This window comes from Streptomyces sp. NPDC056734 (assembly GCF_042790455.1).
Taxonomy (GTDB): Bacteria; Actinomycetota; Actinomycetes; order Streptomycetales; family Streptomycetaceae; genus Streptomyces.
Genome location: NZ_JBHTZD010000013.1, coordinates 93,953 through 119,529, shown reverse-complemented (window position 1 = coordinate 119,529; position 25,577 = coordinate 93,953). Strand labels below are relative to the sequence as shown.

Annotated in this window: 20 protein-coding genes; 11 read left to right on the top strand and 9 right to left on the bottom strand. The window is 72.6% G+C overall.

The features are described from left to right. Nucleotides 1–627: 627 nt before the first annotated feature. Together ACFRFC_RS20910 and ACFRFC_RS20905 are read left to right on the top strand one after the other, a co-directional pair. Nucleotides 628–2,127 carry an acyl-CoA synthetase gene (locus ACFRFC_RS20910; RefSeq protein WP_382680150.1) on the top strand — a complete coding sequence of 500 codons (1,500 nt, stop codon included), beginning with the start codon at nt 628–630 and terminating at the stop codon, nt 2,125–2,127. Then, on the top strand, nt 2,124–3,572 hold the full coding sequence (locus tag ACFRFC_RS20905; RefSeq protein ID WP_382678982.1) for a hypothetical protein: 1,449 nt from the start codon (nt 2,124–2,126) through the stop codon (nt 3,570–3,572). Before ACFRFC_RS20910 ends, ACFRFC_RS20905 begins: the two co-directional genes overlap by 4 nt. Before the next feature lie 45 nt (nt 3,573–3,617). Here the strand turns inward: ACFRFC_RS20905 and ACFRFC_RS20900 are convergent, their stop codons facing one another. Continuing rightward, a complete protein-coding gene (locus ACFRFC_RS20900; protein WP_382678985.1) occupies nt 3,618–5,336 on the bottom strand; it encodes a sulfatase in 1,719 nt (572 codons plus the stop codon). A 181-nt stretch (nt 5,337–5,517) separates the two neighbouring features. Here ACFRFC_RS20900 and ACFRFC_RS20895 point away from each other — a divergent pair, with 181 nt between their 5' ends. From ACFRFC_RS20895 to ACFRFC_RS20885, 3 genes are all read left to right on the top strand, one after another. After that, nucleotides 5,518–5,760, top strand: a complete 243-nt coding sequence (locus ACFRFC_RS20895) for a DUF397 domain-containing protein (RefSeq protein ID WP_382678988.1) — start codon at nt 5,518–5,520, stop codon at nt 5,758–5,760. Between the two features lie 109 nt (nt 5,761–5,869). Then, nucleotides 5,870–6,763, top strand: coding sequence for a universal stress protein (locus ACFRFC_RS20890; RefSeq protein ID WP_382678990.1), 894 nt, complete (start codon nt 5,870–5,872; stop codon nt 6,761–6,763). A gap of 285 nt (nt 6,764–7,048) precedes the next feature. Then, nucleotides 7,049–7,546 carry a hypothetical protein gene (locus ACFRFC_RS20885; protein ID WP_382678993.1) on the top strand — a complete coding sequence of 166 codons (498 nt, stop codon included), beginning with the start codon at nt 7,049–7,051 and terminating at the stop codon, nt 7,544–7,546. Nucleotides 7,547–7,555: 9 nt separating this feature from the next. On the opposite strand, the gene ACFRFC_RS20880 is transcribed toward ACFRFC_RS20885, so the two are convergent. Beyond that, nucleotides 7,556–9,526, bottom strand: a complete 1,971-nt coding sequence (locus ACFRFC_RS20880; RefSeq protein ID WP_382678996.1) for an N-acetylmuramoyl-L-alanine amidase — start codon at nt 9,524–9,526, stop codon at nt 7,556–7,558. 717 nt (nt 9,527–10,243) lie between these two features. After that, the gene (locus tag ACFRFC_RS20875) at nt 10,244–11,416 is read right to left on the bottom strand and encodes an aminoglycoside phosphotransferase family protein (protein ID WP_382678999.1); all 1,173 of its coding nucleotides are present in this window, start codon (nt 11,414–11,416) and stop codon (nt 10,244–10,246) included. Nucleotides 11,417–11,661: 245 nt separating this feature from the next. Between ACFRFC_RS20875 and ACFRFC_RS20870 the strand changes: the two genes are divergently transcribed. Further along, the gene (locus tag ACFRFC_RS20870; RefSeq protein WP_382679001.1) at nt 11,662–13,152 is read left to right on the top strand and encodes a hypothetical protein; all 1,491 of its coding nucleotides are present in this window, start codon (nt 11,662–11,664) and stop codon (nt 13,150–13,152) included. A 54-nt stretch (nt 13,153–13,206) separates the two neighbouring features. Here ACFRFC_RS20870 and ACFRFC_RS20865 read toward each other — a convergent pair whose 3' ends face one another. Continuing rightward, a complete protein-coding gene (locus tag ACFRFC_RS20865) occupies nt 13,207–14,628 on the bottom strand; it encodes a PP2C family protein-serine/threonine phosphatase (protein ID WP_382679004.1) in 1,422 nt (473 codons plus the stop codon). 417 nt (nt 14,629–15,045) lie between these two features. Between ACFRFC_RS20865 and ACFRFC_RS20860 the strand changes: the two genes are divergently transcribed. Then, a complete protein-coding gene (locus ACFRFC_RS20860) occupies nt 15,046–15,456 on the top strand; it encodes an SsgA family sporulation/cell division regulator (protein WP_382679007.1) in 411 nt (136 codons plus the stop codon). 58 nt (nt 15,457–15,514) lie between these two features. Here ACFRFC_RS20860 and ACFRFC_RS20855 read toward each other — a convergent pair whose 3' ends face one another. Then, on the bottom strand, nt 15,515–16,450 hold the full coding sequence (locus tag ACFRFC_RS20855; protein WP_382679010.1) for a dioxygenase: 936 nt from the start codon (nt 16,448–16,450) through the stop codon (nt 15,515–15,517). Nucleotides 16,451–16,666: 216 nt separating this feature from the next. Between ACFRFC_RS20855 and ACFRFC_RS20850 the strand changes: the two genes are divergently transcribed. Both ACFRFC_RS20850 and ACFRFC_RS20845 read left to right on the top strand, forming a co-directional pair. Further along, nucleotides 16,667–16,879 (top strand): hypothetical protein, encoded by a 213-nt coding sequence (locus ACFRFC_RS20850; RefSeq protein WP_382679013.1) that lies wholly within the window; start codon nt 16,667–16,669, stop codon nt 16,877–16,879. Then, entirely contained in the window at nt 16,869–17,954 is a 1,086-nt protein-coding gene (locus ACFRFC_RS20845; RefSeq protein WP_382679016.1) for a maleylacetate reductase, read from the top strand. Before ACFRFC_RS20850 ends, ACFRFC_RS20845 begins: the two co-directional genes overlap by 11 nt. Before the next feature lie 361 nt (nt 17,955–18,315). On the opposite strand, the gene ACFRFC_RS20840 is transcribed toward ACFRFC_RS20845, so the two are convergent. The 3 genes from ACFRFC_RS20840 to ACFRFC_RS20830 all read right to left on the bottom strand — a co-directional run bounded on the left by ACFRFC_RS20840 (nt 18,316) and on the right by ACFRFC_RS20830 (nt 22,524). Beyond that, nucleotides 18,316–19,332, bottom strand: a complete 1,017-nt coding sequence (locus tag ACFRFC_RS20840) for a Gfo/Idh/MocA family protein (protein ID WP_382679019.1) — start codon at nt 19,330–19,332, stop codon at nt 18,316–18,318. 97 nt (nt 19,333–19,429) lie between these two features. Next, the gene (locus tag ACFRFC_RS20835; RefSeq protein ID WP_382679022.1) at nt 19,430–20,524 is read right to left on the bottom strand and encodes a chemotaxis protein; all 1,095 of its coding nucleotides are present in this window, start codon (nt 20,522–20,524) and stop codon (nt 19,430–19,432) included. Between the two features lie 95 nt (nt 20,525–20,619). Then, nucleotides 20,620–22,524, bottom strand: a complete 1,905-nt coding sequence (locus ACFRFC_RS20830) for an alpha/beta hydrolase (protein WP_382679025.1) — start codon at nt 22,522–22,524, stop codon at nt 20,620–20,622. A gap of 387 nt (nt 22,525–22,911) precedes the next feature. On the opposite strand from ACFRFC_RS20830, the gene ACFRFC_RS20825 reads away from it, so the two are divergent. Then, nucleotides 22,912–23,622, top strand: coding sequence for a chaplin family protein (locus ACFRFC_RS20825; protein ID WP_382679028.1), 711 nt, complete (start codon nt 22,912–22,914; stop codon nt 23,620–23,622). A 197-nt stretch (nt 23,623–23,819) separates the two neighbouring features. Here the strand turns inward: ACFRFC_RS20825 and ACFRFC_RS20820 are convergent, their stop codons facing one another. Next, the gene (locus ACFRFC_RS20820) at nt 23,820–24,302 is read right to left on the bottom strand and encodes a nucleoside deaminase (RefSeq protein ID WP_382679031.1); all 483 of its coding nucleotides are present in this window, start codon (nt 24,300–24,302) and stop codon (nt 23,820–23,822) included. 188 nt (nt 24,303–24,490) lie between these two features. Between ACFRFC_RS20820 and ACFRFC_RS20815 the strand changes: the two genes are divergently transcribed. Beyond that, nucleotides 24,491–25,267 carry a GNAT family N-acetyltransferase gene (locus ACFRFC_RS20815; protein WP_382679034.1) on the top strand — a complete coding sequence of 259 codons (777 nt, stop codon included), beginning with the start codon at nt 24,491–24,493 and terminating at the stop codon, nt 25,265–25,267. Nucleotides 25,268–25,577: the final 310 nt, after the last annotated feature.

Here is a 25,577-nt window from a genome sequence, read left to right as displayed (position 1 = left end):
TTTGGCTATCCGCGAGTACTGACCTTGTCAATTCCCTCTTGTCGCCGACTCCTGCTTACTCTCCTGCTGCGCCGAGCGGGTGTCCTTTTGCGCTCCTTTGATTTGCCTCGCGCTTAAGGAAAGGATTCGGGCAGTCCGTGTCGGGGACCCGGTCACGGGAACCGCTCTCATCGCCTGTTCGGGCAGTGTCTCTTGCCTGATCAGGCACCGAGTGCCGGAGCCGCTGATCAGACGGGGTAGGGGAGAGGTAAGCGGCCGGTTTTGGCTGGTCCCGTTATGACGACATGCCGAAATCGTTTGGGCGGGTGGTCGCCCGGAGCCGAGTGCGCGGCGTGCCCGAACTGACCGAAGGCGACGCGTCCGGATGGAACGGGTGGCCCGTGAGCGAGCGCGCCCCCCTGCCCAGGATCGCCGGGAACCTTGAACAAAGCGCGGCCCCCAACCCCCCAGGGGCGCGGGGAACTGCGCGACCAGCCCCCACCGAACCCGCACCCACCCACCACGCCCCAGGTCCCTTGACCTGGCCCGCCCCCCGGCAGAGGATCAACCGTCATGACGACGACGCCCGGACACCACAGCACGGTCGACGACGTGCCACCCCGCAGCGCCCACAGCACAGTCGGCGACATGCCACCCCGCAGCGCCCACAGCACAGTCGACGGCATGCTGCGCCGCAGCGCCCACCGCACCCCCGCCCGAGTAGCCGTCGAGTACGCCCACCGCACCTGGACCTACAGCGAACTGGACGACGCCGTGTCCCGCGCGGCGACCGTCCTGCTGGCCCAGAACCTCACCGCAGGCGCCCGCGTCGCTGCCTACGGCCACAACTCCGACGCCTACCTCATCGCCCTCCTTGCCTGCGCCCGCGCCCGCCTCGTCCACGTCCCGGTCAACCAGAACCTGACCGGCGACGACCTCACCTACCTCCTCACCCAGTCCGGTGCCTCCCTGGTCCTGACCGACCCCGCCCTGACGGACCGCCTGCCCCCGGGCACCCGGTCCCTCCCTCTGCGGGACACCGGCGGCTCGCTCCTGGAGATGCTCCCGCGAACGGCCCCGTACGACGGCCCCGAGGCCCGCTCCGAGGATCTGGTGCAACTGCTCTACACCTCCGGCACCACCGCGCTGCCCAAGGGCGCGATGATGACCCACCGCGCTCTGGTCCACGAGTACCTGAGCGCCATCACCGCGCTGGACCTGAGTGCCGGTGACCTCCCCGTGCACTCGCTGCCGCTCTACCACTCGGCCCAGACACATGTCTTCCTGCTGCCCTACCTCGCGGTCGGCGCGACCAACACCATCCTGGACGCGCCGGACGGCGACGCCATCTTCGAACTGATCGAACAGGGCCGAGCGGACAGCCTGTTCGCCCCGCCAACGGTATGGATCGCCCTGTCCCAGCGCCCGGACTTCACCACCCGGGACCTGACCGGCCTGCGCAAGGCGTACTACGGGGCGTCGATCATGCCGGTGCCGGTGCTCGAACGGCTCCGGGAACGGCTGCCGCAGCTGGCCTTCTACAACTGCTTCGGGCAGAGCGAGATCGGCCCGCTGGCCACCGTGCTCGGACCCGACGAACACGAGGGCCGGATGGACTCCTGCGGCCGTCCCGTGCTGTTCGTGGACGCGCGGGTGGTGGACGAGGACGGCAAGGACGTGCCCGACGGCACCCCCGGCGAGATCGTCTACCGCTCACCGCAGCTGTGCGAGGGCTACTGGGGCAAGCCCGAGGAGAGCGCGGACGCCTTCCGGGACGGCTGGTTCCACTCCGGGGACCTGGCCGTCCGGGACGCCGAGGGCTACTTCACGATCGTCGACCGGGTGAAGGACGTCATCAACTCCGGCGGGGTCGTCGTCGCCTCACGCCAGGTCGAGGACGCCCTGTACACCCATGAGGCGGTCGCCGAGGCCGCCGTCATCGGGCTGCCCGACCCGCGCTGGATCGAGGCGATCACCGCGGTGGTCGTCGCGCGCGGCGAGGTGTCGGAGGCCGACCTGATCGCCCACACCCGCGAACGCCTGGCCCCCTTCAAGGCGCCGAAGCGGGTCTTCTTCGTGGACCGGCTGCCCCGCAACGCCAGCGGCAAGATCCTCAAGCGCGAGCTGCGGGACAGGTTCACCCAGTGACCGACGACCGTTCCACCAACGACCGTTCCACCAACGACCGTTCCACCAACGGCCGTTCCACCAACGGCCGTTCCACCAACGACCGTTCCACCAACGGCCGTTCCACCAACGACCGTTCCACCAACGGCCGTTCGGCAACCGCCCCTTCCCCCAACGGCCGTTCCACAGACGACCGTTCCACACACAACCTTTCCCCCGACGACCTCTCCACGGCAACCGGCGTACGGCAGAGCCTGTCCGTGGTGCTGCCCGTCCTGCTGCCCGGCGAACCGGACTGGGCCCACGGCCCGCTGCCCTTCCCGATGGGGGAGCGGGCACGGGACGCCGAGTACCGGCGGCAGTACTTCGCCCCGGCGGTCGCCCGCGCACTGCACGGCCGCCGCTGGCACCGCACGACGACGGTGACCCACGGCCCCCTGACCCTCATCGGCCTGGAACTGCTGGGCACGGCCCGCCCCGCCGCCCCCCACCGCGCCCTAGGCGTCCTGCACTTCGATGTCACCGGCCCCGCCCTGCTGGAGGTACTGCGCGCCATCGGCCACCGCCCCGGCGCCCTGCCCGACCCACTGACCGGCCCCCTGTCCCCGGCGACCCTCTTCGGAGCAGCGGCCGACACCACCCCTCCGGTGGAGCCCTTCGCGATAGCCCGCCCCTACACCATCGCCTTCCTCACGCCGGACACCAGCCATCCCTCCGTCCTGCGGCAGGCCGATGGCGAACTCCCCGCCACCGCCGACACCTGGCTCGGCGCACTCGCCGCGCGATCCGCCGAACGGGACAACCCGCCCACCCCGCAGCGGCGCGAGCGCCTGGCCCAGGAAGCCATCCGCCTCTCCGCCGACTGGAGCGCGCTGGTCGGCCGGCACGGCACCGCGTTCCTCGGCCACCGAGCCGACCGGGGCGAGGGCGACTTCTACGCCTTCGCCCAGGCCCACATCCGCTCCGTCCACCTGGACACCCTCCTCCTGGGCATGATCCAGCGCGACCACCTCAACGCCCTGGGCGACCAGCTCTCCACGGTCTTCGACACCGGCCCCGGCCTCGCCCGGCGGGTGGCGGCCCTGGAGGACGACATCGCCACATTCCGCAGCGCGTACTGGCGACCCCACCAGAACGTCCACGGCCCCGCCGCCGGTCTGCTGCGCGCCTTCCACACCCAGCACCGCCTCCCCGGCCTGTTCACCGACATCCTCGCCGAGGCCGCCGACTACGGCCGTCTGGTGCAGACCCGCGAGAGCCGGCAGATCGCGGGCGCACTCGGCATCCTGACCATCCTCGGCCTGCCCCTGGGCACCGCCCTGTCCATCCTCCAGGTCCTGGGCGACGAGAACCCCCGGCACCTGCTCCTGGCCCTCGGACTGGCCTGCGCGACCACGGCGGCGGCCCTGACAACACGGTACGGCCGCCTCGTCCTGGCCTCGCTGCGAGGCCGTGCACGCGGGTGAGACGCCGTCAGCCACCCCGCACCACCCCGTGGTCGCCCGCCGACGTCACTCCTCATACGCCGTCATGAACCGGTCCCGGAACTCATCCATCCCCCACACCGGGGCGTCGGCGGCCGGCTTCAGCCCCGCCGTCCAGTCCCAGCCGGCGATCCGGTCGAGGACCTTCTCGTCCTTGGCGACGACCGTGACCGGCACGTCCTTGCTGGTGCTGCCCGACGTGACCGTCGGGACCGGCTGGTGGTCGCCGAGGAAGACCATCACGGTGTTCTCGTCGCCGTAGCGTTCGAGCCACTGGACGAGCGTGGTCAGCGAGTACTCCACGGCCTTGGCGTACTCGGTCCGCACCCGGCCGGGGTCCTTCCACACCTCCGAGGGGTCCGCGCCCTCCTCCTTGACCTGGTGGAAGACCGAGCCGTCACCGAGGTCCGCCCAGTCGAGCACGGGAGCCTGCGGCGCCCACGGGCTGTGGCTGGAGGCGAGGATGATCTCCGCCATCACCGGCTGCCGGTCGCCCCGCCCGTGCTCCAGCCGCTCGAACGCCTCCATGCTGAACTGGTCCGGCACAGGCGTCCAGCTGAAATACGGGCCCTGATAGCCGAGCCGCTCGGAGTCGTAGATGTGATCGAGCCCGAAGAACTCCCCCTCCGGCCAGGCCCGCCGCACCCCCGGCACGATCCCGACCGTGCGCCACTCGCCGCTCTCGCGGAAGTAACTCGTCAGGGTCGCCCGGTCGCTGGTCGTCAGGGACCGGTACCGCTGCTGGTTGTCGATCCACAGCCCGGACAGGAAGGTGGAGTGCGCGAGCCAGCTCCCGGCCCCGGTCACCGGCGACCGCAGCCAGCCGCTGCGCGCCGCGAACCCGGCCGCCGCCAGCGACTCCGTCCCCTCGTCCAGCACACCCCCGACCCGCTCGGCCATCGCCGGATTCTCGATCGCCGTACGCCCATAGCTCTCCACGAACGTGAACAGCACATCCTTCCCGCGCAGCCCGGTCAGCAAGTCCTGCGGCGGGACATCCGCGAACGCGTCCACCGCGGCCTGCCGCTCGAACACCTCGGCGTCCCGCAGCCCCGCCCGCACCTGCTCCACCCGGTTCCCCAGAAACTCCGCGTTCCCCTTCGTGGCCACCGGGACGCCCGCGAGCTGCACGCCCAGCGTGACGCAGGTGATCCACGCCGTGCCCAGGACCACCGTGGTCCGGGTGGCCGTGTGCCGGTGCCGGGCCATCAGCCGCGTCACCCGCACCATGGCGAGCGTCATCGACAGCGGCAGCGCGACGAACAGGACCAGCACCCCCGTGACCGCGAGCACCTGCCCGCCCCGGCCGAAGGACTCCCGCAGGAAATCCGTCGCGTCGTCCAGCAGGATCCAGTCCAGGACCAGATCGAACGGCCGGGCCAGCACCTGGTAGAACCCCATGTCGACGAGCTTCAGCACCGTGACCAGCCCGAGCAGCACCCCCGAGACCACCGCCGCGATCCGCCGCGCCCGCGCCGGAAGCGCCAGCAGCAGCCCCGCGAGCAGAATCCCCTCCGCCGGAAGCCGCACGAACGCCCCCACCGACAGCCGCTCGACCCGATTGGGCAGCAGCAGCGCACCGAACAGCAGCAGCCCGGCCAGCCCCGTAGCCCCGACGCCGACCCCACGTGCCGTACGCGGGTAGCGGCGCCGCCGGCCGAACCAGCCGACCCGATCACCACCCGCCCCGCCGCCCTCCCCGTCCGTCCGGTCGGCCTCCTGACGAGGGCGAGTGAAGAGCGACACCCGGTGTTCCTTCCGTACGGGGGACCGGCCTGCCCCCACCCATACGTCCGTGAGCCACCGCCCGTTCAGGCACCACGCCACGAATCCGCCCCGGCCTCAGCGGCTCGCCATGTGGCCTGTCGGCCCCGGGACACGATCGCTAGGCTGGCCGCGGACGACGGAAAGCGGGAGGAGCACGGACGTGGCCGAGACCACCACCCAGCACAAGCCGCTCATGGGCTGGGACAAGCCGGACCTGGACCTGAGCAATGCGGAGTGGCACTCCAGCAGCCGGGGGCGGGGGGATGTCCAGATCGCCTTCGTCGAAGGCTTCATCGCGATGCGCAACAGCGAGCGCCCGGAGAGCCCCTCCCTGATCTTCACCCCGGCGGAGTGGGGGGCGTTCGTGTCAGGAGCACGGGAAGGGGAGTTCGACCTCACCTAGACCCCCCTGGGCGCCCCGAATTCCCGGCATGCGACCATCGAACCGTCCTGGACCGTTTCCGACCGATACGGTCCAGGGAACGGAAGGTCGTACTCCGGAGGTGAGGACCATGAGCGAACTGCCGGTGATCGCGGCGGTCGACGGATCCGAGGACAGTCTGCGAGCCCTGGACTGGGCCGTGGACACCGCCCGGGGGCGCGGGGCGCTCCTGCGGGTGGTCCATGTGCGGCAGTACGCGGCGTGGACCCAGCCCGGCGCCCCGGTGGTCCTGCCGCCCGGCCCCGCCGAGGACCCCGTGCTCGACGACGTACGCGACTATCTCGCCAAGCTCACCGACGTGCCGGAGACGGAGTACCTCGGGGTCGACGGCGCGGTCGGGGTGGTCCTGCCCGAACTCGGCGACAGCGCCCAGCTGATCGTCCTCGGCTCCCGGGGCCGCGGCGGCTTCGCCAGCCTGCTGCTCGGCTCCAACGGCATCGCCGTCGCCCGCGACGCCGGATGCCCGGTCGTCGTGGTGCCCCGCCCCGGCCGCGAGGTCGACGACGCCCCCGAGGTCGAGCCCGGCCCCCGCGTGGTGGTCGGCGTCAAGGTCGACAGCCCCGACGACGCGCTCCTCGACTTCGCCTTCACCGAGGCGGCCCACCGCGGGGCCCGCGTCCACGCGGTCGCCTCCTACCCCTGGCCCATCCAGGTCTGGACCACTCCGGCGGAGCTGGTCCCACCGGCCCTGGACCAGGAAGCCATCGAGGCAGAGACCCGCACCCTCGCCGAAGCCCTCCTCGCCCCCCACCGCGAGCACCATCCCGACGTCCGGTCCGACACCTACGCGGTCCCCGGCGACGCGGCCGGCAACATCGTCGCCGCCGCGAAGAACGCCACCCTGACCGCAGTGGGCCGCCACCGCCGCCGCCTCACCTCCCCGGCCCCCATGCTGGGCTCAGTAACCCAAGCGGTACTCCTGCACGCCCCCAGCCCCATCGCAGTAATCCCCCCCAAGCCATAGACCCAGCACAACAACCCCCTCCAGGGGCGCGGGGAACGGCGCGAAAAGCCACAACGATCCCGCACCAGCCACCAAACCCAAGCCACCCACCCCCCCCAGGGGCGCGGGGAACTGCGCAAACAACCACAACGAACCCGCACCGGACCCCAACCAAGAGCCCCCACCCTCAGGGGCGCGGGAACTGCGCAACCCCCCCAAACGAGCCCGCCCCGAACACCCGACCCCCACCCCCGACCCCACCCCCAAATTCCCGCCGGCAGCCCCCCGCCACGTACCATTGACCGCATGTCGTTCCTCCGCCGCCGCAGCGCCTCCCCCGCCGGGCCCGAATTCGACGTACTGGCCATGGACCCGGGCGACTGGCCCGGCAATCTGGGCGCCGGCCTCCTCCCCGCGCCCGACGGCAGCTGCCAGGGTGTCTTCCTGCGCTACGACCTGTTCGGCGGCCGCGGCCCCGCGATGATCATCGGCAATCTCCCCGACGGCTCCCCGGCCCGCGAGGTGGCCGACGGCCAGGTCCCCTTCGAGGTAGGACAACTGCTGATCGCGCTGGAGAACGAGGAGGACGTCACCGTCACCGGCACCGAGGACGTCCCGGTGATGCAGGGCGACAACCTCCTGATCGTGCGCCGCGTCAAACTCTCCGAGAGCCGGATCTCCTGCGTCCAGTTCGACCGCAGCGACGGCGTCCTGGTCACCATCGCCGCCTGGGACCGCCCGATCACGGACGACCTCTACGCCCTGCTCAAGCCCCTCCCGGCGGAGCTGTTCCAACAGGGCTGAGGCCCCCCTCTACGACGACGCCCGCAGCGTCACATCCGACGCCTTCACATACGCCACCCGGTGACCGAACTGGATCTCGTAGTACCGATCCTCCCCGGTCACCACCCGATGCCCGGCCGGATCGAACGTGACCGCGTAGTAGTACGCCCCCCGCACCTCACCCCCGACGACATACTCCTGCCCCGCCGCCAAGGCATACGGCAGCGCGGTCACCTCCTGCGCCGGGACCCCCGCCGGATAGGCCGACGCCTCCGGATACGCCCTGCCGTACACCGGCACGGAGGCCAGTCCCGCCCGGGGCGTGATCACCTCCCCCGTCGCCGGGACGGCCACCGGCGCCTGCGCCGGGTTGTGGAACCACGCCTTCTGCCCCAGGTACCAGATCGCCGTCCACGCCCCGTCCCGCTCCGCCACCGCGTACTGCTGGCCGGTGGAGACCCGCGACCCGATGTCGTTCACATCGATCGTGGACGCCTCCCCGCCCGGCCGCAGACCGACATCCTTCACCAGCGGATACGACGCACCGGGCCCCGTCCGCAGCCGCACCGCGCTCGACCCGTGCACCGCACACGCCTCACCCTTGGTGACACAGCCGGTGAACGCGGGCCGGTTCGCCGCGTACTCCGGCAGGATCGTCACCAGGCCCGCGTCCGCCGTCGCGGCGGCCTCGAAGGGGCGGCCCAGCAGCTCGAAGTAGTGCGCCCAGTCCCAGTACGGGCCGGGATCCGTGTGCATACCGCCGACCGACGCCGCCGTCGGGCCCGGCACATTGTCATGGCCCAGAATGTGCTGCCGGTCCAGCGGAATGCCGTACTTGTCGGCGAGATAGCGGACCAGCCGCGCCGACGCGCGGTACATCGCCTCCGTGTACCAGGCGTCCGGCGAGGCGAGAAAGCCCTCGTGCTCCAGACCGATCGACGTCGAATTGATGTACCAGTTCCCCGCGTGCCAGGCCACGTCCCGCGCCTTCACATGCTGGGCGATATGTCCGTCCGTCGAGCGCAGGGAGTAGTTCCAGGAGACGTACGCCGGATCTTGGACCATGTCCAGCACCCCCTCCCAGCGGCCCTCCGTGTCATGGACGACGATGTACTCGATGCGCTGTGACCCCGGCCGCCCGCCCACATCGTGATTGCCGTAGTCACCGTCACCGAACCGCTCGTACGGCGCCGGGATCCACTCGCACGCCACCGTCGCCGGGCACTGAGTGCCATCGGCCTCCGCCACCCGCAGCCCCGCCTCGCGCAACTGCGCGGTGTCCGGCGCCAGCCCAGGCCGCGCGGCCAGCGCCACCCGCTGACCGGAGTCCGTCAGCCGCCGCTCGCCGGAGCGGATCACCGCGAACACATCGTTCGCGTACGCCGCCGCCGTCGCCGAGTCGTCCGCGCCCGAGAAACGGGCCACCGCCCCGTACCACCGCGCCGGATCCGCGCTCACCGGGGCACCCAGCGCCCGCTGCGCGTCGGCCAGCAGCGCCGCGCCGCCCGCCACGTTCGCCGCCGGGTCGGTGCGCAGCCGCTCGGCGCTCAGCCCGGTCAGTCCGGCCGCCCTGCGCAGGGTGGTGAGCCGGGCGGGCAGCTCCGCGTCGGGCGGCGGCTGCGCCACCGGCAGCAGGGCGGGGCGGGCGCTGTCCCCCCGCGGGTCCTCGGTGCCCTCGCTGTGGTGCGGCGCGCTCGCCAGGGCGGTACGGGCGTCGGTGAGGTGCATCGGACCGTAGCCGCCGCTCACGCTCGGCGCACCGCCGTGCCCGTCCCACCGGGACTGGAGGTACGACACCCCCAGCAGCACGCTCTGCGGCACCCCGTACTCGGCGGCAGCGGCGGCGAACGCCCGCTGGAGCCGGGCGTCGGCGGGCCCGGCCGTGGACGGGGCGGCGCCCAGCAGCGGGAGCAGCAGCGCGGAGGTGACCAGCGCACCGGCGGTCCGGCGGACGGTCGCGGGGCGCACGGCCCGCTGAGCGGCGGTGTCGGGGTGACGCAAGACAGCCTCCTGGGACGGGCGGGGCGCGAAGAGCCGTACGGGGCCGGAGGTGACCGTGGCGGCCCGTCCCCGACGGTCCGTCAATCATGCCCAGGGAAGCCGGTCATACCGTGTCAGCGCAGGTCGCCGGGAGTTTCGCGCCCGCCCCCCACCACCCGCGGCGCGTCACCGCCGTACCCCGACGACCGCCCCGCCGCACATCTGCCACCTGGCACACCAAGGCCCGCGATGCACCGGCCGCTGCCTGGCACACCACGGGCCACACGGCCCCTTCCGATCGGGGCCGCCTTTTCCTGTCCGAGCGGAGTGGGCGGGTCCTGTCGGCGGGGCCGCGCTTCTCCGTCTGCTCAGGGGCCGCTCCTCGCAGCTCCGAGGAGGTTTGCTCCGCCGCTCCTCACGGGCCGCACTCTTCCGTCCGCTCGGTACTCTCCGCCCGGTTCATCGGGGTCGCTCTTCCCCACCCGATCGAGATTGCTCGGCCCTGTCGGCAGGGCCGCTCATCTCCGTCCGATCGGGCCGCTCCTGGCAGCCCGAGGAGGCTTGCTCCGCCCCCTCCTCACGGGGCCGCACCCTTCCATCCGCTCGGGGCTCTGCACCCCGGCCAACCCGGGCCGCTCCCTCCCTGCCGGGCCGCGCGCGGCCACTCCTCACGACGTCCGCGCGGTGGGCGCGCGTTCCGTCCCAGTGCGGGGCGCACGCCGGGCTCCGGCGGGGCCCTCAGCGGGTCCCGACCGCCGCGCGGACCGCCCGGCGGGCCATCTGACAGTCGTCGTGCAGCCGCCGCAGCAGCAGGCGCTGTTCCTCGCCGGAGGGCGTGGCGACCTGCTGGCCCGGCACCCCGGCCGGGGCCGGCTCGCGCATCGAACGCTGCACGGCCGTCTCGTACGTACGGATCTCCCGGGTGAGCACCAGCATCAGATTGACCAGGAACGCGTCCCGGGAGGCGAGCCCCGCGGACTGGGCGATCTGGCTGATGTGCCGCCGGGCCATCGGGGCGTCGCCGAGCACCGACCACAGGGTGGCCAGGTCATAGCCCGGCAGATACCAGCCCGCGTGCTCCCAGTCCACCAGCACCGGACCGGCCGGCGACAGCAGAATGTTGGACAGCAGCGCGTCCCCGTGGCAGAACTGGCCCATGCCGTGGCGGCCCGCGGTCGCCGCGATGCCGTGCAGCAGCTTCTGGAGATCGCCGAGGTCCCGGTCGGTGAGCAGCCCCAGTTCGTGGTAGCGGGAGATACGGGCCGCGTAGTCCAGCGGGGCGTCGAAGGTGCCCGCCGGGGGACGCCAGGCGTTCAGCCGGCAGATCGCGCCGAGCGCGGCACGGATGTCCGCGCGCGGCGGTGCCTCGGCGGGGTGGCGGTGCAGGGCCGCGGCCCGGCCCGGCATCCGCTCGATGACCAGGGTGCAGTTGTCCGGGTCCGCCGCGATCAGCCTCGGCACCCGCACAGGGGGGCGGTGCCGGACGAACGAGCGGTACGCCGCTATCTCGTGGCGGATCCGCTCGGCCCACGCGGGGGACTGGTCCAGCAGACACTTCGCGACCGCCGTACTGCGTCCTGTGGTGCCGACGAGGAGCACGGAACGGCCGCTGCGGCGCAGCACCTGCACCGGCGCGAACTCCGGGCAGATCCGGTGCACCGACGCGATCGCCGTCCGCAGTTGGGCGCCCTGGGGGCCGGACAAGTCGAGTCTCCCGCTGAGCGGTTGGCTGCCGAGTCCCGCACGCCGGTTGCGGCCCGCGCCGAGCAGGGCGCCGGCCGTTCGCGCGGGGGCCAGATACGGGCCGCCGCCCGACAGGGGGGCCTCGCCGGGACGGGCGGGGACCGGCACCTGGGGACGCGGACGGAGCGGCCGGGGTGGTGCGGACACGGAGGACGATGCTGCGTACATAGGCGAGACAGATCCCTTCGTGTGCCTGCGACGTCTTGACGCCACCCGGCCCGGCTGACCTGGTACACCCTGGGGAGTGCACCGTGGTACCGGTTACGGCCGCCGGGTCGGGGTGGCGCTTTCCTACCTGACACCCGGCGTCCCGTGGCACACCATCTGGCGCACCCTGGCGAACCCTGGCGAATAGTCGCTCGGCAACTCTCACCGGGCTAATGTCAACGCAGCCGAGAACCTGGGGGCTTGACGTGAGCGGACAACCCAATACCCGCCTGGCGGACCTGTTCGGCCTGGTCGGCTGGTCCAAGGGCGAACTCGCGAGGCTGGTCAACCGGCAGGCGGCGGCCATGGGCCACCCCCAGCTGTCGACCGACACCTCACGGGTGCGGCGCTGGATCGACATGGGAGAGATCCCGCGCGATCCCGTACCGAGGGTGCTGGCGGCGTTGTTCACCGAGCGTCTCGGCCGTGTCGTGACCATCGAGGACCTCGGTCTGGTCCGGCACGGGCGCGTGGGGAAACGACAGGGCGACGGGAGTGCGGAACATCCCGGCGAGCTGTCCTGGGCGCCCGGACGGACGGCCGCGTTCCTCATCGATTTCACGGGAATGGACCTCATGCTCAACCGACGCGGTCTGGTGGGCGCGGGCGCCGTGCTCGCCGCGGGATCCGCACTCAGCAGCGCCATGCACGACTGGCTGCACTCCGATCCGGCCCTGACCCCCGACGCTCCCGTACTCGACAACCCCCTGCACGCCGACCCCGCTGGGTACGACCGCTATGAGGCCGCCCCCATCGGATCGCAGGAGATCGAGGAACTGGAGCTCTCGGTCGAAGTGTTCCGGGAATGGGACGCGGCCCGCGGGGGCGGGCTGCAACGCAAGGCGGTCGTGGGCCAGCTCAACGAAGTGGGCGGCATGCTCGCCTACCAGCACCCTCCGCATCTGCAACGACGCCTGTGGTGCGTGGCCGCCGACCTCGCCGCCCTGGCGGGCTGGATGTCGCACGACGTGGGCCTGGAACCCACGGCCCAGAAGTACTTCGTGATCGCCGCCCATGCCGCCCGCGAGGGCGGTGACCGGCCCCGGGCCGGCGAGGCGCTCTCCCGGGCGGCCCGCCAGATGGTCCATCTGGGCCGGCCCGACGAGGCGCTGGATCTGATGAAACTCGCCCGGACGGGCGCGGGCGAGCAGATGCTGCCCCGCACCCGGTCCATGTTCCACACCATTGAGGCCTGGGCACAGGCGTCGATGGGCAAGGGCCAGGCCATGCGCCGCACCCTGGGACAGGCCGAGGACCTGTTCGTCGCCAAGAGCGACGAGGAGACCCCGAGCTGGATGAAGACCTTCAAGGACGAGGATCTGTACGGGATGCAGGCCCTGTCGTACCGCAGCCTCGCGGAGTTCGATCCGGCCGCCGCGACCCAGGCACAGCACTACGCGGAGAAGGCGCTCGCCCTGCGGAACGACGGGCGGGAGCGGTCGAAGATCTTCGACTATCTCTCGATGGCGTCCGCGTGCTTCATCGCGAACGACCCCGATCGGGGCGCCGATCACGCGTCCGAGGCCCTGCGCTCGATGGGCAACAACTCCTCGCACCGCACCTGGGACCGGATGCAGCAGATGTACCGGCTCACCGCCCAGTACTCCGACAACCAGAAGGTCAGCCAACTCCGGGAGGAGATCAAGGTCGCCCTGAGCAAGGCGAAGGGGAGAGGCGGGAACAGCACCCCGGCATGAACGGACCCATCGTAGGCGGGCACCCGCCCGCTCCCCCTACACCTACACCTGCACCTACAACGCCACCCTGGCGATGAGCACGCAGGCGTCGTCCTCGCGCTCGGTCCCGCCGAATTCCTCCGCCACCGTGTCCAGGCCGTCCTGTGCCGTCCGTGCCCCGGACAGCCGTGGGGCCAGGTCGAGGAGCGGGCTCTCCCCGTAGGAGTGGCCCCGGGCGGGCACCAGTCCGTCGGTGTGGAACAGCAGCAGATCACCCGGTGCCAGGGCTGTCTCGGTCTCGCCGTACTCGGCACCCGAGGTCGCGCCCAGCAGCACCCCGTCCGGTGCGCTCAGTCGGCCCCCCGTCCCGTCGCGGAACAGCAGCGGGGCGGGGTGTCCGGCGCGCGCCCAGCGCAGCGTCCGGCTCCCCGGCCGGTAGCGGCAGCAGATGGCGCTGCCGAGGGCCGGCTGGGCGCTGTTGTCGAGCAACTGGTTGAGCAGGGACAGCAGTTGGCCGGGCCCGGTCCCGGCCATCGCCAGGCCGCGCAGCGCGCCGAGCACCATCGCCACGTCCGAGGTCACCGCGAGCCCGCGTCCGGTCAGTTCGCCGACGGTGAGCAGGGTGTCGCCGTCCGGCAGTTCGAGTACGTCGTACCAGTCGCCGCCGGTCAGTCCGGTGGGCGAGGCGGGCAGTGCGCGGGCCGCGAGGTCGAGGCCGGCGCTGGGCCGCGGGAGCCGCAGGGAGCCGCGCCACGCCAGCGACACGGCCTCCCGCGACCCGACCGCGGGCCGGTGCTCGGAGTGCGCCCGCTGCCGGTGGCGCCGCAGCGAGTCACGGGTCTCGCTCACGGCGGCCTGGCTGCGGCGCAGTGCGCTGACATCGCGCAGCACGGCCCACATGGAGGCGGTGCTGCCGTCGGCGTCGAGCACGGGCTCGCCCATCATGTGCACGGTCCGGAGCCGGCCGTCGGGGCGCAGCACCCGGAACTCGCCGTCGATCCGCTTGGCGTCGACCAGACAGTCCGTGACCATCGTGGTGAGCCGGGGCCGGTCCTCCTCGTGGACGAGGGAGGGCAGTTCGTCGAGGGTCAGCGCGGGAGCGGCGGGGTCGCGGCCCAGGATCGCGTACAGCTCACCGGACCAGTTGGCCTCGTCGGTCAGCAGATTCCACTCCGCGCTGCCGACCCGGCTGAGCAGTGAGCCATGACGTGGGGCGGGGTGGGGGGCGGGCGGCTCGGGTCGTCGCGCGAGGGTGGCCGGGCGGGGGCCGTCGCGCAGTTGTGCCAAGTGCTCGTCCAGGTCTTCGAGTTGATGCAGCGCCAGGTCGTACAGGGCGCGCTGCCAGCGCTGGCGCGGTTCGCAGTCGTCGCGTGAGGTGTCCCGTCGTACGGCGTCCACATCGCCCTTGAGGCGTCGGGTCTGTGTTATCAGTGCTTCGACCGGGCCGCGTCCGGGCGGCTGGGCGGCAGGGCGGTCCGCTGAGAGAGGGGACGGCATGACGCACTCCGAGGGGAAGTGGTCTCCCGTTCGAGCGGAGCCGGGCACGGGAGAGGTACGACGAGGGCTGTCGATGGGACCGCTACGACTGTGGCACAGCCCGCGACGCCCCGTAAGGGATTTGGCAACACACGATACGGTGGTGCTTCTGACATATGCCACCGTCTTCACAGGTGGACTGTCCTGCGCCTTCGGCGTACAGCGCCGGGCGGCACGGGTCGTAGAGGCCGTACGCGACTTGACGGACCATCGGATGACACCGTGTGCGCGGCCCGGTGCGCTCGGGGTCCGCACCCCCTTGGGTGTGACGCACATCACATGAATTGATCATGGTGGAGACGTCATGTGAACGGGGTCTGCGGGGTCGTAACAGCACACCGGAAATCCGGACGACCTCACAGCGCAGGGGAGACGCCCATGGAGATCACCCTCGAACAGCCCGCCCGCGCCCGCCTGATCACCGGCGAGGAGGACGTCCCGGTCCCCGCCACCCTGCGCTATGTCTCCACCGACCCGCTGGCCGTGCACGTGGCCTTCCCGCCGGAGGTCACCCTGGCCGGCGAGGACGTCGTCTGGACCTTCGCCCGGTCCCTGCTCGCGGACGGCCTGGACGGCCCGGCCGGGTGGGGGGACGTGCACGTCTGGCCCAGCGGCCGGGCGCGCACGGTCCTCGAATTCCATTCGCCCTACGGACTGGCCCTGCTCCAGTTCGACACGGCACCGCTACGGCGGTTCCTGGTGCGCACGTACGCCGTCGTGGCCCCCGGAGCGGAGGACCTGGGGCCGGCGGTGGAGCGCTGCCTGCACGAGCTGACCGAGCAGCCCTGAGAACCGGGGGGCCGGGGGGCCGGGAAGCGCCGCCCCGGCGACGGGAAGGCGACCGGGCTCAGGGTGTGGGTCGTACGGTCCGCCGCCGCGACGGCGACGGGGACAGCACGAGGTCGTTCTCCACCGAGAACCAGGCGCTGTCCACCCCTGGAGGCCGCTCGGGGTCGGTGGCGTCACGGGGCACGAACGTACGGATCAGCGACGGCTTGACCGCGAAGACCGTGTCCGAGTCCAGGTACTCGCTGTCCGCGTCGAAGATGTGCGTGGTCAGCGACCGGTGGCCGGGCGCGTCCACCTTGATGTGGAGGTGCGCGGGCCGCCACGGATGGCGTCCGGTGGCGCTCAGCATCCGTCCGACCGGCCCGTCGTCCGGGATCGGGTACGCCGTCGGCCGCACCGCGAGAAACGCGTAACCGCCGTCCTCGCGGGTGCGGAAGCGGCCCCGCAGATGGTGTTCGGGCGCCCCGGGGTCCTGCACGGCGTACAGCCGGTCGTCGCCGTTCTGCCACACGTCGAGCACCGCGCCGGGGACCGGGGCGCCCGAGGTGTCCAGCACCCGACCGTGCACCCAGGCGGGCGGACCGGCCGGGCGCTCGGCGAGAGAGCCGCCGTAGGGGCGCAGCGGTGCGCCCGCCGCCCAGAACGGGCCGAGCACGGTGGACTCCGTCGTCGCGCCGCCCTGTTCGTGGTCGAGGGCGTCCACGAACATGGACAGCCCGAGCGTGTCCGAGAGGAGGATGAACTCCTGCCGCTCCTCGGTGGTGAGATGACCGGCGTCGGTCAGGAAGCGGATCCCGGCGTACCACTCCTCCTGGGTGAGGCCCACCTCGGCGGCGTAGGCGTGCAGATGGTGCACCAGGCGCTCCAGCAGCAGCCGCAGCCGGGGCGCCGGGGTACCGGCGAAGCTCGCCACGACGGCCGAGGTGATCTCCTCGGGCGCCATGACCTCGGCGACCGGTGTGGCGCCCTGTGTGTTGTCGTCCCTGGTCATCATGGCTCCTCGGATCCCGCTCGGTCGGCCGTCGGGACGGAGCGCTCGCACGCCACCGGACCCGGCCGGGACTGCTCCGGCTCGGCGTTGTGATGATCCCCCGCCCGGCCCCCATCATGTCCCGGCTGTGCCGGAAGCCCCGTTCGGTGGCGCGCGGCACGACCGGGCTCTTCCCGAGCGGGTCCCGGGGCGGCGCCCGGGTGGTTCCGCTCCGGCGGCGTGGCCGTCGCCGACGACAAGGGGTACACGTACACCGTCGACCGGGTGGCGGACATACTCATCTCCGGCGGCGAGAACGTCTGTCCCACCGAGATCGAGAATGTGCTGTACGGCCATCGCCGGCGCCCTGCCGCGCCACGCGGCCGGGACGATCCTCAAGTCCGCGCTCCGCGTTCCCCGTACCCCACCGAAGGAGGTCCGTATGGGCCCTGACGATGCCCGACGTGATGTGTTCGCGTTCGACTACCAGCCACCGCCCACGCGGGTCGGGTTCGGCGCCGGCGCGTTGGGCACGCTGCCCCGGCTCGCGGCCGAGCTGGGCCTGCGGCGCCTGCTGGTGCTGTCCACGCCGGGCCGGGGCGCGCTCGCCGCGACGGCCGCCGACCTGCTCGGGGCGCGCTGCGCGGGACAGTTCACCGAGGCGCGGATGCATGTCCCCGTGGCCGTGGCGGACCGCGCCCGCGCGGTGGCCCGGGAACTCGGGGCGGACGGCTGCGTGGCCGTCGGGGGCGGCTCGACCACCGGTCTGGCCAAGGCGCTCGCGCTGGACCCCGGCCTGCCCTACCTCGCCGTCCCGACGAGCTACGCGGGCTCGGAGATGACCCCGGTCTGGGGCCTGACCGACGCGGGCCGCAAAACCACCGGCAAGAACCCCGCGGTCCTGCCCCGCGCGGTCCTCTACGACCCCGACCTCACCCTCACCCTGCCCGCCCGGACCTCCGTCACCAGCGCCATGAACGCCATCGCGCACGCCGTGGAGGCCCTGTACGCCCCCGACACCTCCCCCTTCGTGGCCCTCCTCGCCGAAGAAGGCGTACGACGTCTGGTGGCCGCCCTGCCGGAGATCGTCAGGGAGCCGGGCCACCGGGTGGCGCGCGGCGACGCCCTGTACGGCGCCTGGCTGTGCGGGTCCTGCCTCGGCGTCACCACGATGTCCCTGCACCACAAGCTGTGCCACACGCTCGGCGGCGCGCTCGACCTGCCGCACGCCGAGACCCACACCGTCGTCCTGCCCTATGTGCTGGCCTTCAACGAGGAGGCCGCCCGGGTCCGGCTGGAGCCGCTGAAGCGGGCCCTCAACACCTGGTATCCGCCGACGGCCCTCCAGGAACTGGCGCGCGACCTCGGGGCGCCGCGCTCGCTCGCCGACCTGGGCATGGCGGCGGACGACATCGACCGCATCGCCGAACTGGTCCTCGCCCAGACGCCGTTCGCCAATCCACGGCCGGTCTCCCTGGACGACGTACGCGGGCTGCTGCGGGGGGCGCACGCGGGATCGGACGTGTGAGGTGGGTGGGGCGGGTGGGGTGGTGACATGGGTGAGCGGTGCGGTGGCACAGGCCCGTGCGCCCGGCGGGTCCGGCACCCGGCGGCCTGGGCGGCCTGGCGGCCCTGCGACGGCTGGCCGGGGCGCCGGGGGAGACATCCGTACGGGCCCGACCAGCCGTTGAACGCGACTTGCCGCCCCGCACGTCCACCAGATCCTGCGGGGCGTGCGGGCCGGTGACGAGCAGCCGACGTCTGGATTCTGTCCGGCCGCCCGCAAGGCCCGCGACGGCCGAACGGACCGACAGGGATCGTCCGTTGGGTTGACCCGGTCTTCGACCCAGCGGACGGCACACGGGGTTCGGTACGGCGGGCGTCAGGCGTCAGGTGTCCGCGTACAGCCGTGGGCGCGGGGCCAGTTCCACCGCCGTACGGACGCCGCTCGCCAGCGCCCGCACCCCCGCCTCGGCGACCGCCGTGGCGGCATAGCCGTCCCAGGCGCTCGGGCCGGTCACCAGCCCGTCCCGCACGGCGTCCACCCATGTCCGCAGCTCGGTGTCATAGGCGTCGGCGAACCGTACGACGAAGTCCTGCGGGACGTCCTCGCGCGCCTCGCCGTCATGGGTCACGACCATGCCGTGCCCTGCACCGACGCGCGCGCTGCCCGCCTCGCACACGGCCTCGCAGCGCACCTGGTAGCCGAAGCCGCAGTTGACGAAGATCTCCACGTCCACCAGCGTGCCCAGCGCGGTCTCGAACAGCAGGAACTGCGGGTCCTGGAGCCCCTCGGGCGCCAGCCCGGACACCGCGGGCCGCAGCGCCGTCACGGCGGTGATCTCCTGCCCGAGCAGCCAGCGCGCCGCGTCGATCTCGTGCGACACCGAGCTACTGATGAGCATCGCCGAGGTGAAACCGGGCGGCGAGGAGACATTGCGGTGCACGCAGTGCAGCATCAGCGGCCGTCCCAGCCGCCCCGCGTCCAGCACCTCCTTGAGCCGGCGGTACTCGGCGTCGTAGCGCCGCATGAACCCGATCTGGATCAGCCGCCGCCCGACTGCGGCCTCCGCCTCCAGCACCCGCAGCGCGCCCGCCGGGTCCGGCACCATCGGCTTCTCGCACAGCACCGGAAGCCGCCGTTCCAGCGCGGCGAGCAGCGCAGGTTCGTGCAGGACGTCGGGGGAGGCGACGACCACGGCCCCGACGCCGGGCGTGTCCAGCGCCGCCTCCGCGTCCGTGTGCAGCGCCACCCCGTCCAGTCCGGCGACCGCCCGCTCGGCCCGGGCGCCGTCGGGGTCGGCCACGGCGACGACCCGCGCCCCGCTCACCACCCGCCCGAGCCGCCGAATATGGTCGGCACCCATATGTCCGGCCCCCAGCACGGCAACGCCCAGCTCACCCACGTACCCACCCCTTCACGGCCCCTGTGTGGCCCTTCTGCGGCCCTTGCGTGGCCTCTTCGGCCGGCGTGGATCGCGGGGCGCCGGGCCGGTGTTGCGCTCAGTAGCGCAGGACGCCCGCGATGCCCCGGGCGTCGCCCAGCGTGCCGTCCGGTACGAAGCGGACGGCGGCCCCCGTCTCCAGGCACTTTTCCACGATCTCGTCCACGATGTCCTCCCGGGCGTCGAGATCGCCGCTCAGGGCCGGCATCAGATGGTCGCCGTCGTCGCGGACGGTGACCCGGAAGTTCTCCTCCACGGCGAGCAGCCGCACGCGCGCCTCGCGGGCGTTCCGCCAGACCTCGTCGACCCCGGCCGCGAACTCCTTGCGGCCCCGGGCGGCTTCGAGTTCGCCGGTCACGCGTTCGATACCGCGGGCGGCCTCGTGCTCGACCGCCGGGCGAACGGCCTGCCAGACCGCCTCCCCGGTGCCCTGCGCCAGCCCGCCGTGCGGGACGTGCACGGCGTCCTTGGCGACCCCGCCGACCTCGTCCAGCGTGGCCAGCGCCGTCGTCTCACCGCTGACGTACAGGGGCCTGGGGTGGGCGCGCAGTACGGCGTCCATCGCGGTGTCGGCCTCGCGCAGGAAGGCGCGGGTGCGCTCGTCGCGGTAGGTGCTCGGGGTGTCCCCGATGCGCTCCTGCCGCTCGGGGTCGAAGTTCTCCGGCGCCCGGGTGAGCGGGAAACCGCCGGTCCGGGCCTCGCGGACGCGGCCCCCGCCGCCGTTCCACAGGGTGATCCGGTCCGCCGCGACCGACAGCACCCAGAAGGGCCGCTCGGCGGCCTGCGCGGAGACCAGATTGCGGGTCAGAAAGGTGTCCGAGAGCACGACCCGTTCGGGCACGGTCCGGGCCAGCGACCACACCTGGTGCTCGCCCGGCGCCGCGAAGATCACCAGACCGTCCTCGGAGTGCGCGAGATCGACCTCGGTGAGCGCCTGGTCGAGCTGGGTCACCACCTCGGCCCGCCGCTCCCGGGTGACCGCCGGATCCGCCTCCAACTGCTTCTTGGCCTCGGCCACGACATTGCGCAGCCGGACCGGGTCCTGGGCGTTGTCCGGCTCACGGCGATGGGTGGGGGCCAGTACGGAGACGGCCGGATAGGGGCGCGGGCGGCGCAGCTCGGCAAGGGTCGCGGGACTCAGTGCGTGCTCCATGACAGCACCATAGGGCGGAATCACGGATCGGGCATTTGGTGCGACGGGGGATTTTCTTGGCGGACGGGAGTCATGTACCGAGCCGTAGCGCCGCCTCAGCCGTCGTCCTCGTCGCCGCAGGAACTGCCGGTCGGCGGCAGTGAGCCGTACAGCAGGAAGGCGTCCACCTTGCCCCGCACGCACTTCGAGGACGCGTATCCGGTGTGGCCGTCGCCCTTGTTGTCCAGGACCACCGCCGCGTCGCCGAGCCGCTTCGCCGTCTGCTCGGTCCAGCGGTACGGGGTCGCCGGGTCGCCGCGCGTGCCGACCAGCAGCATCTTCGCCGAGTCGACGTCCTTGACCTGCTCGCGGATGAAATCCGTGCCCTGGGGGCGGCCGTAGCAGAGCAGCACCTGGGTGAGCCGGAAGGTGCCGAAGACCGGCGACGCCTGCTGGTACGCCGAGCGCAGCCGGGCCAGATCGCCGGTGATCCGCTCGGCGCCGGGCCGGTCCGGGTCGTCCGCGCAGTTCACGGCGACCAGTGCGGCCGGGAGGTTGTCCATCGGCACGTCCTCCGCGTCGGTCAGCGTGCCCTGGGTGGCGTCCGGCGCAGGCCGGGACGCGACGCCGGGGGCGGTGGGTTTGGCGGGGGTGGTGGGGGTCGTGGGGGTCGTGGGTTGAGTGGCGGGGGTGGTGGGTTTGGCGGTGGGGGCGGTGCGTTCGGTGGGCTTGGGGGTCGGGGTGGTGGGCTTGGGGGGCAGGACGGGTGTCCCGCCCGGTGTGGTCATGCCGCCGCCCGTGAAGCTCTCCACGCCCCGGGTGTCCCCGTCCTCCATCAGCGAGGCCAGCGCCCGCTCCAGCAGCGGCCACAGCTCCTCGCTGTACAGCGCCGTCCCGATCGCCGCCACCAGATCCTGACCGGTGAACGGCCCGCTGAAGGTCGTCGGCACCGGATCCTCGTCCAGCGAGCGCACCAGTTGCACGACGTCCTCGCGCGCCCGGCGTGGATCCGTCCCGAACGGACAGGCGACGTCACCCGTGCACCAGTTCAGGAAGTCGTCCAGCGCGGTCTGCTGGCCCTTGGCGCCCGCGATGCCCTGCTCGGTGAGGGGTTCGGTGAGGGTGTCCACGCCGTCCAGGGCGATCCGGCCCACCTTGTCCGGGAACTGCGCCGCATACACCGCGCCGAGCCGGGTGCCGTACGAGAACCCCAGGTAGTTGAGGGTTCGGTCGCCGAGCGCCTGACGTATCACATCCAGGTCGCGGGAGACATCGACCGTGCCTATGTGCTTCTGGACCGGTCCGGAGTGCTTGGCGCACTCGGCCGCCGCCGCGCGCAACTGCCGCAACAGCGCCTCGGGGTCGCTGAGCGGGTCGGCGGAGTCGGCGGCGGCCGATCCGCTGTCGGTTTCATAGGCGGCGGTTCCGCAGGTCACGGGTGCGGAGCGGCCGACCCCGCGCGGGTCGAAGCTCACCACGTCGTAGCCGTCGGTGAGGTTCATGAAGTCCTCGCCGCCGTAGGCGAGTTCGGTCACCCCGGAGCCGCCGGGCCCACCGAAGTTGAGGACGACCGAGCCCCGTTTGTCGCCGGTGGCCCGGAAGCGGGCGAGGGCCAGCTCCAGCGTCCCGGACGCGGGTTTCGCGTAGTCCAGGGGGACGGTGACCTTTCCGCACTGGAGGTCCCGGGGCATGCCTTCGCCCTGGCAGGCGGCCCAGGTCACCTTCTGGCGGTAGAAGGAGGTGAGGTCGGGTTCGGCCCGCTCGGTGGTCCTGGCCCGCTGGACGGACGTCCTGGACGCGGCGGACTTGGACTTGCCGGGCCCGGTGGACTTGCCGGACCCGGTGGACGCGGCGGATCCGGTGGGCGCGGCCTCGGCCGCCGTGGCGGGCAGTGTGGTGCCGAGCAGTGCGAGACCGGCGGCGGCGATGACCGCCCGGTGCCGCAGGGCGCGGCGCCGCAGGGAGTGTGGTCGGCCGGCGCGTCGGCCGGCCGGGGGGCGCACCAACAGCCTGGTCAGCATCGATGCCTCCAAGAGCGGCGTTCGGCCGGTGCCGCCGCGAACCGGGGGAACGGGGCCCTCGCCCACCATAGGCGGCCCCTGTCCGGGCCGCCCGCCGGCGAGCGGAGCCGGGGATTCCGCCGTATCCTCCGGCCCTTGCGTGTGCGCTGTGTGTCCGTCGTGGGTGCTGCGTGGGTGCGGCGGGCGCGCTGCCGGGGTGTTCGCCGTGACGGTGCCGCTCCGCCGGGATGATCACGTGATGTGATCGATACCCGGTTTTGCGACCAGTTCGATAACTCTGCCCACTCGATGGAGTGAAAGGAGGATTGACCATAACTCGGATGGTTCACCTGCGTTTTACCCGTTGCGGGCGAGCGCCCGTGACCAAGTCTGGAAGGCAGGGAACCTATGAAACGGGTTACCCGGAACGGTGTGATCGCCGTCGCCGCCGCCTCCGGCGCGATGGCAGTGGCGTTTCCCGCGCAGGCTGCCTTTGCGGCGGGCGGCTCGGGGGCGTCCGGCAGCGCGACCGGTTCACCAGGGCTGATCTCCGGCAACACCATCCAGCTCCCGGTGGACATCCCGGTCAACGCGTGCGGCAACACCGTGAACGTGGTAGGGCTCCTCAACCCGGCGGCGGGCAACACCTGCGCCAATCAGGACACCGGGGAGAAGAAGCCGGGTGGGGCACCCGCGGGGGCGGCGGCCGAGGGCGAGTCCAAGGGCTCACCGGGGGTGCTGTCCGGCAACGGGGTGCAGTTGCCCGTCGATCTGCCGGTGAACATCAGCGGGAACAGCGTCAACGTCGTCGGTGTCGGCAACCCCGTCATCGGCAACGAGTCGGTCAACGGCCCGGGCCCGCAGAAGCCCCCGGAGCGTCCCGTCCGACCGGAGCGGCCCGTGCAGCCCGAGCGTCCGGTGACGCCGGAGCCGAAGCCGGCACCTCCGGTGCGGCACATCCCGGCCCCGGCGCCCCCCGGTGACCCCTCGCCGGTCACCACGGCCACGCTGGCCCACACGGGCGCGGACGCGACGGTGCCCACCGCGCTCGGCGCGGGCGCGCTGGTCCTCGCGGGAGCGGCCCTCTACCGCCGCTACCGGCCCGGGGCGGTGCGCTGACCCACCTCCCCCGAGCAGGCCCCGCCGGTCACCCCTTCCGGCGGGGCCTTGGTGTGTCGGCGGGGGTGGTGGCGGGGGTGGTGGCGGTGGCTTTGGGTGGAGCGGCGGCTCTCGACGGCTCGACGGCTCGGCGGCTCGATGGTTCTCGGCGGGTCGAGGTCTCTTGGCGGATCGATGGTTCTCGGCGGAACGCCGGGTCAGCTCTTCGTCGCGTGGCAGCGGCGGTGCAACTCCCGGATCTCGGCCTCCAGTTCCGGCACCGGTCCCGCCACCGTGACCCCGGGGGCCACCTCGTGCACGGGCAACGGCCGTACCGGGGCGGCCGGGACGCCCAGCTCCGCGAGCCAGGACACGAGCTGTGCCGAGGACGCCACGTACACGATGCGCCCCAGGCCCACCCAGGCGTGCGCCGCCGCGCACATCGGGCAGTGCTCGCCGGACGTGTAGACGGTGGCCCCCGCGCGCTCCTCGGGTGACAGCCGCGCCGCCGCCCAGCGGGCCAGTTCGAACTCGGGGTGCCGGGTGCGGTCGCCGCCCGCGATCCGGTTGCGGTCCTCGGCCAGTACGGTGCCGTCCGCCCCGACGAGCACCGACCCGAACGGCTCGTCCCCGGCGTCCAGCGCCTCACCGGCCAGTTCCAGACAGCGGCGCAGATACGGCAGCTCGGCTTGGTCGACCATGGCGCGGGGCCTCCTCGGGGCGATTTTCGGACGGGTGACCGGATGGGCGATCTTCTCGGCAGCCTACGTCCGGCCCGGTCCCGCCCGCTCCCACCGCCCGCCGCGCTGGGCGGTGTCGGCGGTGCCCGGACTGTGAGGTTCGCCGAATTTCGTTGCTTTGCGGGCGTCCCGGTGATGGAGTGTGACGTATGGATCACTCCGGGGTACTCGCACTGTTCGACCGGGACATGCGTGAAGGTGCGCGGCCCGACGGGCCCGACGCGGCGATCGAACGAGTGGGGAAAGTGGTCCGGCAGATCGCCCCGGCCCATGGCTGGAACGGTGTCCTCTGGTCCGACCTGGACGAGTCCACCGCCGACGCGGCGATCGCCCGCCAGATCGCCGACTTCACCGCGCTCGGCCGGGAGTTCGAGTGGAAGATCTACGGTCATGACCTCCCCGTCGACCTCGGGCACCGGCTCGCCGCGGCCGGATTCACCCCGGACCCGGAGGAGACGCTGATGGTGGGTGGCGTCGACGATCTCACCCTGGACGCCGAGCCGCCCGAGGGCATCCGGATCGTCCCTGTCACGGACGAGCCCGGCGTCGATCTCGTCGCCGAGGTGCATGAACTGGCCTTCGGCACGGACAGCGCGCGGCTCAGGCAGCGGATGCTCGCCCAGCTGAAGGCCGACCCGGACTCCGTCGTCGCCGTGCTCGCCCTGGCCGGCGACCAGCCGGTGAGCGCGGCCCGGCTGGAGCTGATGCCCGGCACCCGCTTCGCCGGGCTGTGGGGCGGCGGCACGGTCGAGTCCTTCCGCGGCCGGGGCATATACCGCGCCCTCGTCGCGCACCGCGCCCGCGTCGCCGTCGCCAGCGGTTACCGCTACCTCCAGGTCGACGCGGGCGCCCAGAGCCGCCCGGTCCTCGAACGCCTCGGCTTCCAGCCACTGACCCCGACGACGCCGTACGTGTACGTGCCGTAGGGGGCGGGCGGTCAGCGCCGGGTGGCCCTTTGGGCGTGAGCGACCGGCCCGTACGGGTTCGGGCCGGCCGGTGTTTCGGGGCATGTGGTGGGTTGCCGGTCGGCCCGGTGACCGCGCGGGGCGGGGCGGGGGTGTCGGTTGGCCTGGCGACCGCGCGGGGTCGGAGGGCCGGTCGCCCCGGTGACTGCTTGGCGACGGAGTGCCTGTCGGCCCTGTCACCCCGCGCGGTCGGAGTCTCGGTCGCCCTCGTGATTCCGCGCGGTCGGAGTCTCGGTCGCCCTCGTGATTCCGCGCGGTCGGAGTCTCGGTC

Excerpts from the sequence above, each read along its gene's own strand:
- ACFRFC_RS20910 (WP_382680150.1), top strand. The coding sequence starts at position 628 with ATGCCACCCCGCAGCGCCCACAGCACAGTCGACGGCATGCTGCGCCGC.
- ACFRFC_RS20890 (WP_382678990.1), top strand. The coding sequence starts at position 5,870 with ATGAGCGAACTGCCGGTGATCGCGGCGGTCGACGGATCCGAGGACAGT.
- ACFRFC_RS20885 (WP_382678993.1), top strand. The coding sequence starts at position 7,049 with ATGTCGTTCCTCCGCCGCCGCAGCGCCTCCCCCGCCGGGCCCGAATTC.
- ACFRFC_RS20875 (WP_382678999.1), bottom strand. The coding sequence starts at position 11,416 with ATGTACGCAGCATCGTCCTCCGTGTCCGCACCACCCCGGCCGCTCCGT.
- ACFRFC_RS20865 (WP_382679004.1), bottom strand. The coding sequence starts at position 14,628 with ATGCCGTCCCCTCTCTCAGCGGACCGCCCTGCCGCCCAGCCGCCCGGA.
- ACFRFC_RS20860 (WP_382679007.1), top strand. The coding sequence starts at position 15,046 with ATGGAGATCACCCTCGAACAGCCCGCCCGCGCCCGCCTGATCACCGGC.
- ACFRFC_RS20855 (WP_382679010.1), bottom strand. The coding sequence starts at position 16,450 with ATGATGACCAGGGACGACAACACACAGGGCGCCACACCGGTCGCCGAG.
- ACFRFC_RS20845 (WP_382679016.1), top strand. The coding sequence starts at position 16,869 with ATGGGCCCTGACGATGCCCGACGTGATGTGTTCGCGTTCGACTACCAG.
- ACFRFC_RS20835 (WP_382679022.1), bottom strand. The coding sequence starts at position 20,524 with ATGGAGCACGCACTGAGTCCCGCGACCCTTGCCGAGCTGCGCCGCCCG.
- ACFRFC_RS20830 (WP_382679025.1), bottom strand. The coding sequence starts at position 22,524 with ATGCTGACCAGGCTGTTGGTGCGCCCCCCGGCCGGCCGACGCGCCGGC.
- ACFRFC_RS20825 (WP_382679028.1), top strand. The coding sequence starts at position 22,912 with ATGAAACGGGTTACCCGGAACGGTGTGATCGCCGTCGCCGCCGCCTCC.
- ACFRFC_RS20820 (WP_382679031.1), bottom strand. The coding sequence starts at position 24,302 with ATGGTCGACCAAGCCGAGCTGCCGTATCTGCGCCGCTGTCTGGAACTG.
- ACFRFC_RS20815 (WP_382679034.1), top strand. The coding sequence starts at position 24,491 with ATGGATCACTCCGGGGTACTCGCACTGTTCGACCGGGACATGCGTGAA.